Raw genomic sequence first — 13,791 nt, 5'->3', positions numbered from 1 at the left:
ACCCACGCGTGTTTTTCCGTGTGTCGTTCACGCGCTGACGGACGTCCACAATGAGGAGGAATGTATGCGTATCGGGCTTTGCACCTTGGGATTGTCAGGTTTTTTCTTCTTGGGCTGCGCGGAAAACGGCCTCGATCCCTCCGAAGATACCCTTGAAATCGAAGGCGCGCTCGTGGACGGCAACAAACTGTCGTCGAACGCGCTCGCGCTCAATTCGCTGGCGCTGAACGGGATCGCCCTGAACGGGATCGCCCTCAACACGCTGGACCCGCAGTCGCTCGCGGCGATCCAGGATCCGACGGACCGGGGCGCGCGGGCCCGCGCGTTCGTCCGGTACGCCGTCGGTTGCGCCCTCACCACCTCGCAGAGCTTTTCGTTCAGCTGGACCGACGCGACGAACGTCTCGCACCACGAGACCTATCCGGGCGAGCTCGGCGTCGCTCCGACCTGGGCCACGGGGCCGCTCGACCTCAATGGCCAGCGCATGGTGAGCGCCTGCGTGGCCGCCCGCGTCAATTATTACGAGGTTCCGGTGCTGCTCTCGCTCCGGTCGATGGAGTATTCGCTCCGGCTCCTCTCCGGCTCCCAGGAGCTCCTCGATTTTCCGCATGTCGAGGGCGCGTTCTGGGGCAACCTCTGGGGCGCGTCACCGGCCATCCATGCCTGCTACAACAGCGCGACCGTCGCGAACTCCCGGGCGTGGCGCCGGGACTGCGCCACGGGCCATGTGCGCGACGACGGCACGATCGAGGAGTGCGGCATGATCGACGTCGTCGGCCCGTGCAGCACCGTATGTGCGTCTTTGAATGGCGGCGGCCAGTATTACCCCTTCTGCGTGGAAAAACCTTACTCCGCCGGAAACGCCAATACGAAGCTCGTGGTCACGACCTCGCTGCCCTGATCCCCGTTTCGACCGGGACACCTCCCCGCCCACGGCGCACGACCGAACCGCGCAACGCACCATAGCCAGAGCTCATCGGAGCCGGTTACCCCCGCGGACGAACCGCCCCGGGGAGAATTCCGTTCCCTGGAGGTGCACATGCGAGCTTGGTCGTGGTTGCTGGCGTTCTTGCTCCTCACTTTTGGTTGCACCGCTTACATCGACGAGACTTCCGATGACGTCGCGGAGGCGGAGGTCGCGCTGGTGCAGGGAAACCACCTGTCCTCGAACGCGCTCGCGCTCAATTCGCTCGCGCTGAACGGGATCGCCCTGAACGGGATCGCGCTGAATACCCTCGACCCGAGGGCCCTCGCGGCGATCGAGGCCCCGGGATCCAATGGCGCGCTCGCCCGCATGTTCCTCAAGTATGCGGTCGGCTGCGCCTTCACCACCTCGCAGCGTTTTTCCTTCGCCTGGACCGACGCGTCGGACGTGGTCCACGACGAGACGTATTGGGGCGAGCTCGGCGTCGCGCCCGGCTGGGCCACGGGGCCGCTGAATACACAAGGTCAGTACATGGTGAGCGCCTGCCTGGCGGCCCGCGTCAATTATTACGAGGTGCCCGTCGCCATTTCGATGCGCTCGCTCACCGAGCCCTTGAAGACGCTCACCAACTGCCCCGAGCTCGCCGCGTATCCGGACGTCGAGGGCGCGTTCTGGGGCAACCTCTGGGCGCCCACGCCGTTCCTTCACGCCTGCTACAACAGCAATACGGTATCGAACTCCCGCGCCTGGAAGCGCGATTGCGCCGTGGGGCACCTCGTCGCCGGCGGAGGCGTCGAGGAGTGCGGGATGATCGACATCGTCGGCCCCTGCTCCTCGGTGTGCCAGACCTTGAACGGCGCGGGTCAATATTATCCGTCCTGCACCGAAAGGCCCGGCCAGAGCTCGACGACCACGAAGTTCGTACTTACCACTGGATTGCCCTGATACCACCCCGAAAGTGCAGTCTTCCTTCCCACGCCTTCCTCCGTTCCAGGCGGGCTCCACGCCATTACATTCGACCCGGTCGGATATCGATTGTCGTTTCCTTTCCGATGGTCCCTGGACGCCGGAAATCCTAGGGTTACGCTTCCCCTCGTGCGGCCGGGAGAAGTGCTCGGTGGGCGCTTCCGCGTCGAGGCGCGTGTCAATGCAGGGGGCATGGGCGAAATCTTTCGCGCCACCGACCTCGTGACCGGTCACGTCGTCGCCGCGAAGATCCTCGTCGCCGTTTCTCCCGAGAGCCTCTCGCGCTTCCGCCGCGAGGCGCAGATCCTGGAGCGCCTCTCGCACCCCGGTATCGTCCGCTACGTCGCCTACGACACGTCCTCGGCGTCGAGCCCGCTGCTCGTGATGGAATGGCTCGAAGGGGAGGACCTCGGGCGCAGGCTCGCCCGCGGGCCGCTCTCGCTCCGCGAGACCGTCACGCTCGGCCAGCGCCTCGCCGAGGCCCTCTCCGTCGCGCACGACGCCGGCGTCGTGCACCGCGATCTCAAGCCGCAGAACGTCTTCCTCGTGAACGGATCCGTCGCCGAGCCACGTATCCTCGACTTCGGCATCGCGCATTGCGGCGAGGCCTCGCGCATCACGCAGACCGGCACCGTCATTGGCACGCCGAGCTACATGGCGCCCGAGCAGGTCCGCAGCGGCAGCATCGTGAAGGCGAGCGCCGACGTCTTCTCGCTCGGATGCCTGATGTTCGAGTGCATCACCGGCGCGACGCCTTTCCGCGCCGATCACACGATCGCCGTCCTCGCGAAGATCATCTTCGAGGACGCGCCGCGCCTCGGCGAGCGCGCGCCCACCGTGCCCTCGTGGCTCGACGGCCTCGTCGCCCGCATGCTCGCCAAGGACCCGCTCGGCAGGCCGCAAGACGGCGCCGCCGTGGCGCTCGCGCTCTCCGCCGAGCAGGAGCTCGAGCCCCCGAGCTCGGAGGCCCCACGCTCCTCCGCGCCCCGATCGACGCTCGGCGAGGGCGAGCGGAGGTTCCTCGGCGTCGTGCTCCGCGGCCGCCGCGACGCCGCGCGCTGCACGTTCGGCCCGACGACCACGCTGGCCTGCAAGTCGCCCACCGACGACCTCGGCGCGATCGCCGAGCGCTTCGGCGGCCACCTCGAGGTCTTCGCGGACGGCACCGCGGCCGTGGTGATCGATCGGACGCGCGTGCCTACCGACGTCGCGGCCCACGTCGCCCGCTGCGCGCTCGCCCTCTGGGAGCGCGCGCCCGGGGCCGCCATGGCCGTCGCCGCGGGCTTCGGCGAGCGCGCGCGTGGCGTGCCCGTCGGCGAGGCCATCGACCGCGCCGCGCGGCTCCTCCACGCGCGGGGCGGCGAGGCCCGCATCGCCCTCGACGAGACCACGGCGGGCCTGCTCGACGCGCGCTTCGACGTCGCGACCCTCGAAGGCGGCGGCTTCGCGCTCCTCGGCGAGCGCGCGAGCTTCGAGGTCTCGCGGCCCCTGCTCGGCAAGGCCACGCCTTGTGTCGGCCGTGAGCACGAGCTCGGCCTCTTCGACCTCACCTTCGGCGCTTGCAAGAACGAGCCGGCCGCGCGCGTCGTCGTCGTCTCCGGCCCCGCGGGCATCGGCAAATCGCGCCTGCTCCACGAGTTCGTCGAGCGCCAGCGGGCCGCGGCCGCGCCCGCCGAGATCTGGTTCGGCCGCGGCGACCCCTTGCGCGTCGCTTCGAGCTTCGGCCTGCTCGCCGAGGTCCTGCGCGGCGCCTCGGGCATCCGCGGCGGCGAGCCCCTCGCGCGCCGCCGCGAGCTGCTCTACGCCCGCGTCGCGCGCCGCGTCCCCGAGCGGGATCGCCGCCGCGTCGCGAGCTTCCTCGGCGAGCTCGCGGGCGTGCCTTTCCCCGACGACGACGACTTGCCGCTCCGCGCCGCGCGGCAGGACCCCGAGCTCTGCGGCGAGCAAATGCAGCGCGCCCTGCGCGATTTCTTGCGCGCCGAGTGCGCGGACAAACCCTTGGTCCTCCTCCTCGAAGATGTGCACTGGGGCGACCGCGCCTCGCTGCTCGCGCTCGACGCCGCGCTCGAGGGCCTCGCGTTCGAGCCGATCTTCCTCCTCGCCTCGGCGCGCCCCGAGATCGACGAGCTCTTCCCCGGCCTCTGGTCGAGCCGCGGCCGGCAGGACGTCCGCCTGAGGACGCTCTCGCCGCGGGCGTGCGTGCGCCTCGTCCGCCACGCGCTCGGCGAGCTTCGCTCCGGGCTCGAAGAGCGCCTCGTCGCGTCCTCCGAGGGGCACCCGTTTTTCCTGGAAGAGCTCATTCGCGCCGAGGCCGAGGGGCGCGGTGGCATCCCGCCCGGGACGGTCGTGGCCATGGTGCAATCACGCCTCGAACGACTGGAGCCGAGCGCGCGCCGCACCTTGCGCGCCGCGAGCATCCTCGGCGAGGTCTTCTGGCGTGACGCGGTCGCGCGCCTCGCGGGCGCCGACGACGAATCCGTCGCGCGTGACCTCGCGGCCCTCGTCTCGCACGAAATCGTCACGCGCCAGCGCGAGAGCCGCATTCCCGGCGAACCCCAGTATGCGTTCCGGCAGGCGCTCTGGCGCGAGGGCGCGTATGCAATGCTCACGGACGAGGATCGCGCGCTCGGCCATCACCTCGCGGCCGAATGGCTGGAGGAAAAGGGCGAGGCCGACGCGCTCGTCCTGGCGGAGCATTTCGAGCGCGGCGGCGCCTCGGCGCGGGCGGCCTCGTTTTACCTGGCCTCGGCCGAGCAATCGGCGGCTCGCAAGGACGACCTCGACGCCGAGCGATGTTATGGCAAGGCCGAGGCGCTCTGGGGCGAGCTTCCGACGCGCGCGCAGCGCGGCCGCGGCCTCTCGCGTTTTCGCCTCGGCCGTTTTCACGACGCGCTCACCGAGCTCGCGCGGGCGCGCGAGGGCGCGGCGCGGCGCGGGGAGGCGTCGCTCATCGTGGAGCTTTACCTCGACGAGGCCATGGTGCTCGACTGGATGGGCGAATATCGCGAGGCCGAGCGCCGCGTGCTCGCCGCGCGTCTCGAGGATCAGGCCCTCCCTTCGCGCTCGCCGCTCCTCGAAGCGCGCCTCTTGCTCGGCGTCGGCCGCTCGGCATTACGGGCCGAGCGCGAGGAGGAGGCCGCGGAGGAGCTCTCGCGCGCGGCCGAGCTCGCGAGCCGCCTCGGCGACGAGGGATACGAGACCTATATGATCGCGCATCTCCTCCTCACCTACCTCCTGCCCTTGCTCGGCCGGGTGGACGAGGCCGCGGCATTGCTCGACGAGGTCATTCGCCGCTGCGAGGAGCGCGGCGACCTTTTGCACCTCGGCGCCGCGTGGAACACCCGCGCGATGGTCCGGGCCATTCGTGGCGATCGCGAGGGCATGATCCGGGATTTCGAGCGCACGAGCGAGCTCGGACGCGAGCTCGCCCAGCCGACGATGGAGCTCGCGGGTCATTACAACCTCGCCGAGCACCTGTACTGGATGGACGACGTCGAGGCCGCCGAGCCCATGATCCGCGCGGCGCTGTCCGTCGCGGCGCGGCGCGCCGGCTGCGTGCGTCCGGCCATGCTCGCCCTGCTCGACGCGCGCATCGCCCTCCTTCGCGGCGATGCGCGGACGGCGCGCGCCATTGCCTCGGCATTGCGCGGGGGCGCGGCCGAGATGTCGCCCTCGGAGGACGTGCTTTGCGCGATGATCGAGCTCGCGACGGGGGAAGCCGACGGCTCTCTCGACATCGAATCGGCGTGGGAGGCGCTCGAAGCCCGCTCGGCCCGCGCGAGCGTGGGGCAGGAGCACATCGAGGTCCTGGAGGCGCGGGCGCTGCATGCGTCTCGCCTCGGCCAGCGCGAGCGGGCGATGCGCCAGCTCGACAAGGCCATCGCGGCGGCGTCGCGGATCCCGAATGTGATGAGCGAGCGATTGCGGCGGAGGCGGGACGAGCTCGGGTGCCTCGGCGCGGCTTGAGTCAGCCCTCTTGCTTTGGCTCCTTGGCTCTTTCTTTCGTGGCTGCGGCCTTGTTGGCCGGCCCATACTGGTAGTCCATCAATGGCGCGAGAGGACCGAGCACCTCGGCCCCATTCTGCACGCGGTCTGCCCTGCGCTTGGCCTGGGCGGCGTTCTCGGCGAGGATCGTGGCGATCTCGTGCCGCGTCGTCTGGCGCGTCTCGTGGAGCAGCTCCGTGAGCTTCTGCGAGGCGGGCAGGAGCTCGCCGAGCCGCTGATCTCTCGCGAAAGCAGCGGCGAGCCGATCCTTGTCTTTCTCGTTGAGCCCTGCGCGGTCGGCGTCGTCGGGCTTCAGGCCGAGGACATTCTTGACGGCGGCCTCGAATCCGTCGCGTAGCTTCGTGAGCTTTTGAATCTGCTCCGGCGTGATGTCCGTGACCTTGATATCGCTCGCGTCGATGATGAGATCGCCCACCTCGGGGTGCTTCGGATCGCCCATGACCGCCTCCCTATTCTTTCTGTCCTGCGGCGCTCGGCCGCTTGGGGTAGATGAACGCACAACGCTGGCGGACGTTCAGACCTTCCAAGCCGAGGGCGGCATCCTCGGAGGCTCGGGCGAGATGCCTGGGGAGGGCTTTCGGAGCCGTCGCGAGGAGGGCCCGTGATTCCGCGTCTGGGCGGCTTGGGCGGGTGGGGCGGCGGATGGCCCTGGAGGGCATCGGGATAGCCTTGGAGGGTCGGCCGAGGGGCCTGGGGACCCGGGAGACATGCTCCAGGGCCATGGGCGAGCCCTGGAGGCCGTGGGGATAGCCTTGGAGGGTCGTCGCCGACCGCTGGAGGGTATTGCGGTGGCGTGGGGGCCCTGGGCGATGGGCTCCACGGATGCGTGGATGCTCTTCGGGGGTGGGCCGGTGGGCTTTGGGGGTCGGGGTTTGGGTCGGGGATAGTTGGCCCGGTGGCGGGGCGGGCGATCGAAACGAGCCCGTGAACCGGTCAGCTGAATCCGTTGTCGTAGCGAGGCCCCTCGAGGAAGCGGGCCTCCGGCGGATTCGTCCATCGCGCGATGCGCGCGGCGTGCTCCTCGGCCGTGAGGGGCGTGAGCGGAGGGAGTGGCACGAGGGGCGAGCCGGCGTGTAGCCGCACCGAGGGCCTCCGCGCGATGAGCCGCTGCCCCGCTTCGGGGAGCCAGACGGTCGCGGGCGCGACAACGCGGACCTCGACGAGGTTCGGGAAGCGCTCGGTGGATTCGAGCGCCGCCCAGGCCGCGGGGTCCTTGTCGTCGCTCATGCAGATGGAGACGTAGGGCACCGGCCGGTCGATGGCGCGGATGAGCGCGGGCGTCGCCTGCAGCTGGCGCACGGGCGGGAGCAGCGCGACAGGGCCGGAGAAGATCACGCTCTCGACGGTGGACCAGGCGGGGTGGCCGACGAGGGGATCGCCGGGCGCGGCGTTCCACTCCACTTCGACCGGAAGGCCTCGGTGGAAGGTACGCGCGCGGCGGAAGGGGCGGTGCACACGCTCGTCGGCGAGGAGCTTCTCGTGACGCTCGGGCGGCTTCGGAACGACGGGGGGCGCCCAGTCCGTCACGCTGGAGGGCCAGCCGCAGAGCGCGTCTGGGTCGCCGACGTCGAGCTTCCGGTCGTCTTCGTCGAAGTCGAGGCCGTCGCAGGGGTCGAAGATCGACTCGGCGCGCGTGGCGAGGCGAGCGGAGTAGCCCTTCGCGGCGAACGTGTCGAACCAGCCGATGCAAGCGATGAGCTCGGCCCGGGTGGACTCGAAGCGGTGGGTGTTGAAGACGAGCACGCGCTGGCGGTCGAGGAGCTTGCCGAGACCGCGGGGAGCGCAAGCCTTCTCGACGGCGGCGAGGAACGAGCGCAGCACGGCGTCGAGCTCCGGCGTGATGTGGGGCTTCAGCGCCTCGAGCCGTTCGCGGGCGCGGGCGGCGGCCGGGGCCGCGGGGCGGCGGAGGAGCGAGTAGGTGCTGCCATCGTGCTTCGAGCGCACGGAGGCGAAGTCTACGCTTGCGAAAGACGCCGCCCCGATGGCGTTGACACACTGCCGGCGCGAATCTTGACGCATACCGTCCAGGCTCAATTGCCCGCGCGTGAGGATGATCCAGAGCGTGGAAGGCGCGCCGGCGCAGCGCTGGCGTCTGGTGAGCACTGGCGGGGGATACGTCAACATCATCAACGACTACAACAATAAATGCCTGGACTACATGTGAATGCCAGCGATGGCCCGGCGCCTGAGGGTCGCCGAAATGGCACGCCCATTTCCGATGTGTATTTACGCTAGCGCGGGATTGTTTATAAAGTTCATCCGCCCGGCCTACCTGCCAGAGCGCCGGACGACAGCGCAGCGGCCTGCGTCGCAGCGGGCTCCATGGGCCGCGAGATCGACTTCCACGGGCGGGGGACCGATGCAGCTGAGGCAGATGACCGAACAACGCGCCCTCGCGGCCGCCTCCTTTTCAGCGAGGAAGGCCTTGGCCCGGGCGTGATGGAGCGCCACCGGAGCAAGGCGCGCGACCTGGCCGCAGGGCGGGCCACAACCGTGGTCGATGCAGCTCGGGAGACCGAAGACGGCACAGTCCGCGTCCGAAGTGCAGGCGTCGGCCTCGGCTGCCTCGCTCACCGCGGGAGGAGGAAGGGCCCGAGCAGGAGGGGGGTCCGCCTGAGGGGGAGCACCAGGGGCCGCCGTCTGGCAGCCGAGCAGGAGCAGGGCGAGGAGAAGCGTACGCATGCGCCGAGAGTCGCACGAATCGGTGGCTTGCGGCGGTAGGGGTTTCGGGTCGGGGATTGTTGGCCCGGTGGGCGCTGGCACCGGGGACTGCTGGTTCGACGAGGACGAGGAGGAGGGGGCAGGCGGAGAAGGGGGCTTCGATGCCCACCCCGGTGAGGGAGCCACGGCGGGATCTGAAGTCCAGCCTTCACCGCGGCGAAGATGATTGTGCGCCGGCACCGGGAGCGCGTGCAGCGATGGTGCGTTTACGGGGGAAGTGCGTGACGGCATCGTGCCGAGCCAGCCACTCGGTGCCGGCCAGGGCCGGGCAATGTTGCTCGACATCCGCGGGGAAGCATTCATCGAAGGCGCGATACATCGCCTCCGTGGTCTCCTCCACCAACACAAAAAAACCGGCCTTGTGCCCGCACCGGATGCTGGCTGCATCGGCATTGCGCCAGAAGGCAGCGCCCTGCATGTCGTCACAGGGGGCGCAAAACATGGGGTCGAGGCCTGTGCACTCGGCTTGCTTGGGGCAGATCGCGCGCACACAACCAGCCACGCAGGCGTCCGCGAACTCTTCGTCCACGTCGGGGCAGACTTCCCACTTCTGGCAGCCTTCGAAGACGTACCCGAGGTCATCCTCGCAGTGCTTGTACATCGGGTCGTCCTCGTCCGGGCCACGCGCCCCCAGGATGAGCGCTGCGGCGGCGGTGATGACGAGGGCGGCGAAGGCCGCACGACGTGTCTTCAGGCTCGGAGCTCTCACAAGGGCGCACATTACATCATCAGAGCCAGGATCGCGAGCCGCTTCGTTCTTCCCGATTGTCCCCACGCTGCGCCCGGCGCAGCGTCCTTCCACCGAACTGGGCCCGACCCGGAGCCGAGGGCCAGGGTGGAATCTGCGGGACGCCAACGCGCCAACGAGCACACGCTAGTGTTCGGGAACCCGGTGGTTTAGAGTCCCGGCCGCGCGAGCGACGAAGGAGATCACCACATGAAACGTCACGCCGCAGCGCTCGTCATCATCAGCGTCGCAGCCCTCCTGAATCTCGGCCTCGGCTCGCGCGCGGATGGCGGGCATGAGCCGACCCCGGAGTCTTGCAAGACGGATCTCGGGTACGCGTTCGAGTGGTGTGGGAGCCAAGTCAACTGGCCATGCAGATACACCTTCGACAGTCACGAGGCGTGTCAGGCAGGCTGCGTGAAGTATTTCTGCCCTGACCAGATCTGGTGCACAGAGCTTGATCCGATATGGTGTGAAGTCCCTTGCGAAGATCCCTTCGGCGCAACCTACTGGTACAATAAGCACATCGTCAGTGAGCGCTGCGGGCATCTGTATTTCAATGATCGCGATGGCGACGGCGACATCGATCTAGACGACCCCTGGCCCTGGTATGATTGCAGCGACGCGGAACACAAGAAACTGTGCCCTGCGTACCGTACGTGGCGGGAGGAGGTCAAGGAACGAGAGGCCCGGTGGTTGGGCGTCTCCCCCGAGGACATCTACATCGGTCCAGGAATGCGCTGACCTCCCCCTGCCGGCGTCCCCGTCCGCAGCCCCCCTCCCGGTTTGTCCCCGCCCCCCTCCCGCCCCCTCCTCCCCACCCGCCCGGGCCGGGAATGGGTTTTTCTGGGTACGTCTCCTTTTCCTCTTGCCTTTCTCCCTCTCCTCGGGCAAACCATTCCTCAGGAGGACGGGCCCACGCGTCCGCGCACCTGCGGCTCGCGAGCACCCACCCGGAAGCACCGGGAGACGGGACCGAGCAAACAGCCAAAAAAACAAATTGTGCGGACCTCGTGGGAGTGCGGTCCTCCGTTTTTTTAGACCATCGTACCTCGTTCGTCCCGGGATCCCGGGACGAACTTTTTTTGTGGATCGGGTTGCCTCGCCGGCGACGAACTTGGTAGGCTTGCGGCATGCGCAAGGCAATCGGGTTCGTGCTGGTGATCGCGGCGGGGTGGGGGGCGGCGTTTGGCGGGGCGTCCGGGTGTGGGCGTGGCTCGGACATCGGGAGCGACTGCCCGCCGGAGGTTGTCGGGACCGAGTGTTGTCCCTGCCCTTTCCCGGAGTACTGCCCAGACCCCGTCAAGAAAGGGGTGTGGACACCAAAACCCATCCCCTGGCACTGCCCGAACGCGTGTGACGGGCCGCCTCCGCTGCCGCCCAAGTGCTTCGACGGCGGTGCGGACGGCGGGATGTCGTCGCTCTGCCCGGGCGGCGGCGCATGCGCGGACGAGTCCCCGAAGGACTGGACGCTCGTGGCCTTTTTCTCGGACTGGCGCGAGCCGCCGCCGTGCCCAGACGACGCGCCGATTCTCGCGTTCGAAGGGACCCCCGCGCCTCCTCCTCTTCTTTGTGGGGAGTGTTCGTGCGACGAGCCCGAGGGGTCGTGCAGGCTGCCGCAGACGTGGACCGTCAGCTCCGCCGGCTGTGATGATCCCGGGGGCGGTGTCAAGACAAACTTCGATCCGCCGACAAACTGGGACGGCACCTGCAATCAGGACAAAGCGATCCCCTCCGCCACGCTTTGCGGCGGCGTGCCGTGCGTCCGTTCGATCACGGTTTCCACTCCCGTGATCGAGGAGCAGCCCTGCAAGGCACATACGAAAGGAGATCCCGAGCAGGAGATCCCCAAGTTCTGGAACGGTGGACCTGAGACCCCCCTCGGCCGGGTGTGTACGCGCGCCGAGCCCTGGCCGGGCTGCGCCGGGCAGAGCGGCAAGGTCTGCGGGCCGGCAAGCGCCGACTACTCCTCTTGTATCTTCCGGGAGGGCGAGCACCTCTGCCCGGAGGGGTGGACCGGGGAGCGGCACGTCCTTTACGGAGTGGTGAAGGACGAACGCGAGTGCTCGTCTTGCACGTGCGAAGCGCCGACGGGCGGGACATGCACCGTGCTGGCATCCGTCTATAGCGCACCAGCGTGCGCCCTGTTCGAGGTTGGGGGCAACGTCAGCGAGGGGATGGTCGCCCCCTGCCACGACCTCATGCCCGGCACCCAGGTCAGCGGGAAGACGGCCGAGCTCCTCAACTATACGAAGGGCACCTGCACCCCGAGTGGCGGTGACGTCGTCGGCGAACTGTCCCTTGACAAACCCGCAACCGTATGTTGTGCGGCCCCCACCTCCTGACCACTAGAAGGTAAACGCGAGCGAGGTCGAGGCGCTCAGCGCCAGTGGTAGAGGCTCCCAGGTCGGAGCGTCCTTCTCGGCCAGTCGCTGGGGGAACACGAACACGAGCCCGTCCAGATCGCTGCGCCAGAGCAGCCTGTCCCAGATCGGAACCTCGAACCCGACGCGTGGGCCGATCCCGAACATCGGGGACGTGTACGGCCTGCCAAACGCGCGGTTCGTCCCACGCCCGAGCAGGACACCCCCTGCCAAAAGCCCACACGTCATGAACCGCCCGAACCGGTAACACCCCGCCGCCGTCCCCAGGTACGTCTCCACGTCCACCGACGTGGGCCCATCCTGCGGGTTCGCGGTCATCCACGGCCATGCCACGACATCCAGCTCCACGGTCCACCGGGGCGCCACATTCCACCCCGCCGAAACCCGCGGCGCGAAGAACGGCTCGGGCGCCACGTTCAGGAAGGCCCCAACCCCCGCACCCAGGAAGAACCGCTTCGGAAGCGGAGGCGGAGGCGGCTGCGGAGGCGGCTGCGGAGGCGGAGGCGGACACGGCTGCGGCTGCGGCTGCGGCTGCGGACAGAGAGGCGGCGGCGGCGGTTCCGGCGGCTCGAACGCGCCGAGCAGCTTCGCCGCGTCGAACGCTGTCGCGTAGAGCACCTCGAAGCACTCCGTCGCCGGCTCGTAGCTGCGATGCACCTCCGCCGCGACGTCCCCCGCCTCGTCCACGATCCTCACGTCGACGAGCTTGGCCGCGTCGGGCGCGCGCTGGATGCGCACGGTGAGCGTCCGCGTGGCCGGCGGGTCGAACGTGGACACGGACACCCAGTTCGTGAGGATCGCCGTGAAGACGAGCTGCCGGTCGCAGAGGGGCAGCGCGCGATCCGCCTTGAAGTCCAGGCGATGCCGCGGGACGTCCGCATGCGCTCGCGCCTCCGGGAAGAGCGCCCCGAAGGCGAGGCACGCCGCGGCGAGGCCGCGCCGTGACCACCGCCCCGCCCCGCCCGGGACGATCGTCGAGGCCCGTGTCGATTTTTCTGAACAACAGGGCCGCTCGCGACCTTTACATGCATGAGGTCTGCTTTTGCGTGCGAGGACAACCCGATGGACGGACCGGACGAGGACACGGAAAAACCCAAGAGCGACGAGCCCCTGGCCAGGGCGTTCGAGCTCACCGTCCCGGCCTATCGAGAGCTCGTCGAGCGAATGGTGGCGCATGTGCATCGGGTCGGGCTCAGGGCGCATGTGCAGGGGATCGACGTCGTGCATGATGCATTCGTGACCGCATTGAGCAAGCCCGTCGCGGAGCGGCCGAGCATACGCGAATGGGAAGAGTTCGTCGCGTGGATGTGCAAACTCGCTCAATACGCGGCCATGACGAACCTCAAGCCCAGTCGCCGGCGAACGTACGATTTTCTCGCGCCGCTGGGCGACCTCGACGAGCAGATCGCCCAACCGCGGGACGACGAGCACGACGCCGCGGTGCGAATGGCCTATCACGCGCTACCGGCCAAGATGCGCGATATCGTCGGCGCGCGCGCGGTCGAAGGAAAATCCATACGGGAGATCGCCGCCGAGACGAATCTGCCCCCGACCACCGTCTTTGCCCGCTATTATCGTGGCATCGATCTCCTGCGCGCGAGGCTCGAATTCGCCGAAGAGGCGCCAGCGCGTGGTATCGTGCGGAGCGTCATCGCCCTCCCGTTCCTGCTTCTCGTCATGGCCGCGCGCGTGGCACGGGCGGCCATCACCTCCGCCTTCGGGCCGGCCCGCACGTCCTTCGCGCGCTCCCCGATGCGCGTCATGGGCAGCGTCGCCGTGGGCGTCGCGCTGGGCGTGTGGCCCTCCGGGGGGACACCCCAGGCCATGCCGGGCACGACCACGGCAAGCCAAGCCACCCGCGCCGGCGTCGTCCGGCGGGACGAGCCGCGAAGCATGGCCACGATCCAGCGCAGCGACGCACGCACGGAGGACGGCGCACGGCATAGAATCCCCAGAAGGCCTCCGCCGACGCCGCCCCGGCGTGACCATGCAAGGCCCTTCGATTGGATGGCCGCGAATGCCACGAAGCGCGGCGAGGCGAGCGTTACGGGCGCGGAGTAACT

11 protein-coding genes are annotated in these 13,791 nt (G+C 69.0%); 7 read left to right on the top strand and 4 right to left on the bottom strand.

From position 1 onward, the window contains the following. Positions 1 to 64 precede the first annotated feature (64 nt). The 3 genes from QHF83_RS32520 (at position 65) to QHF83_RS32510 (ending at position 5,857) form a co-directional block, all read left to right on the top strand. Positions 65 to 901: a hypothetical protein gene (locus QHF83_RS32520; protein WP_282421895.1), complete on the top strand. Its 837-nt coding sequence runs from the start codon at positions 65 to 67 to the stop codon at positions 899 to 901. A gap of 138 nt (positions 902 to 1,039) precedes the next feature. After that, positions 1,040 to 1,870 carry a hypothetical protein gene (locus tag QHF83_RS32515; RefSeq protein ID WP_282421894.1) on the top strand — a complete coding sequence of 277 codons (831 nt, stop codon included), beginning with the start codon at positions 1,040 to 1,042 and terminating at the stop codon, positions 1,868 to 1,870. A gap of 150 nt (positions 1,871 to 2,020) precedes the next feature. Beyond that, a complete protein-coding gene (locus tag QHF83_RS32510; protein WP_282421893.1) occupies positions 2,021 to 5,857 on the top strand; it encodes a serine/threonine-protein kinase in 3,837 nt (1,278 codons plus the stop codon). Between the two features lies 1 nt (position 5,858). On the opposite strand, the gene QHF83_RS32505 is transcribed toward QHF83_RS32510, so the two are convergent. Together QHF83_RS32505 and QHF83_RS32500 are read right to left on the bottom strand one after the other, a co-directional pair. After that, positions 5,859 to 6,335: a hypothetical protein gene (locus QHF83_RS32505; RefSeq protein ID WP_282421892.1), complete on the bottom strand. Its 477-nt coding sequence runs from the start codon at positions 6,333 to 6,335 to the stop codon at positions 5,859 to 5,861. A gap of 494 nt (positions 6,336 to 6,829) precedes the next feature. Beyond that, positions 6,830 to 7,840: a hypothetical protein gene (locus tag QHF83_RS32500; RefSeq protein ID WP_282421891.1), complete on the bottom strand. Its 1,011-nt coding sequence runs from the start codon at positions 7,838 to 7,840 to the stop codon at positions 6,830 to 6,832. A gap of 118 nt (positions 7,841 to 7,958) precedes the next feature. Between QHF83_RS32500 and QHF83_RS32495 the strand changes: the two genes are divergently transcribed. Continuing rightward, positions 7,959 to 8,060, top strand: coding sequence for an RICIN domain-containing protein (locus tag QHF83_RS32495; protein ID WP_282421890.1), 102 nt, complete (start codon positions 7,959 to 7,961; stop codon positions 8,058 to 8,060). A gap of 705 nt (positions 8,061 to 8,765) precedes the next feature. Here QHF83_RS32495 and QHF83_RS32490 read toward each other — a convergent pair. After that, positions 8,766 to 9,326 (bottom strand): hypothetical protein, encoded by a 561-nt coding sequence (locus tag QHF83_RS32490; protein WP_282421889.1) that lies wholly within the window; start codon positions 9,324 to 9,326, stop codon positions 8,766 to 8,768. 228 nt (positions 9,327 to 9,554) lie between these two features. Between QHF83_RS32490 and QHF83_RS32485 the strand changes: the two genes are divergently transcribed. Both QHF83_RS32485 and QHF83_RS32480 read left to right on the top strand, forming a co-directional pair. Further along, positions 9,555 to 10,088, top strand: coding sequence for a hypothetical protein (locus tag QHF83_RS32485; RefSeq protein WP_282421888.1), 534 nt, complete (start codon positions 9,555 to 9,557; stop codon positions 10,086 to 10,088). A 389-nt stretch (positions 10,089 to 10,477) separates the two neighbouring features. Continuing rightward, positions 10,478 to 11,689 (top strand): hypothetical protein, encoded by a 1,212-nt coding sequence (locus tag QHF83_RS32480; RefSeq protein WP_282421887.1) that lies wholly within the window; start codon positions 10,478 to 10,480, stop codon positions 11,687 to 11,689. A gap of 3 nt (positions 11,690 to 11,692) precedes the next feature. Here the strand turns inward: QHF83_RS32480 and QHF83_RS32475 are convergent, their stop codons facing one another. After that, complete coding sequence (locus tag QHF83_RS32475) at positions 11,693 to 12,505, bottom strand: hypothetical protein (protein ID WP_282421886.1); 813 nt, start codon at positions 12,503 to 12,505, stop codon at positions 11,693 to 11,695. 252 nt (positions 12,506 to 12,757) lie between these two features. On the opposite strand from QHF83_RS32475, the gene QHF83_RS32470 reads away from it, so the two are divergent. Then, positions 12,758 to 13,789: a sigma-70 family RNA polymerase sigma factor gene (locus QHF83_RS32470; protein WP_282421885.1), complete on the top strand. Its 1,032-nt coding sequence runs from the start codon at positions 12,758 to 12,760 to the stop codon at positions 13,787 to 13,789. The last annotated feature ends 2 nt before the right edge of the window (positions 13,790 to 13,791 follow it).

Origin of the sequence: Polyangium sp. 15x6 (assembly GCF_029960785.1) — a bacterium.
In the GTDB taxonomy this organism is placed as follows: Bacteria; Myxococcota_A; Polyangia; order Polyangiales; family Polyangiaceae; genus Polyangium.
The sequence above is the reverse complement of the archived record's forward strand: the minus strand, read 5'-3'. Positions and strand labels throughout refer to the sequence as shown.

Excerpts from the sequence above, each read along its gene's own strand:
- QHF83_RS32520 (WP_282421895.1), top strand. The coding sequence starts at position 65 with ATGCGTATCGGGCTTTGCACCTTGGGATTGTCAGGTTTTTTCTTCTTG.
- QHF83_RS32515 (WP_282421894.1), top strand. The coding sequence starts at position 1,040 with ATGCGAGCTTGGTCGTGGTTGCTGGCGTTCTTGCTCCTCACTTTTGGT.
- QHF83_RS32505 (WP_282421892.1), bottom strand. The coding sequence starts at position 6,335 with ATGGGCGATCCGAAGCACCCCGAGGTGGGCGATCTCATCATCGACGCG.
- QHF83_RS32485 (WP_282421888.1), top strand. The coding sequence starts at position 9,555 with ATGAAACGTCACGCCGCAGCGCTCGTCATCATCAGCGTCGCAGCCCTC.
- QHF83_RS32480 (WP_282421887.1), top strand. The coding sequence starts at position 10,478 with ATGCGCAAGGCAATCGGGTTCGTGCTGGTGATCGCGGCGGGGTGGGGG.
- QHF83_RS32470 (WP_282421885.1), top strand. The coding sequence starts at position 12,758 with ATGAGGTCTGCTTTTGCGTGCGAGGACAACCCGATGGACGGACCGGAC.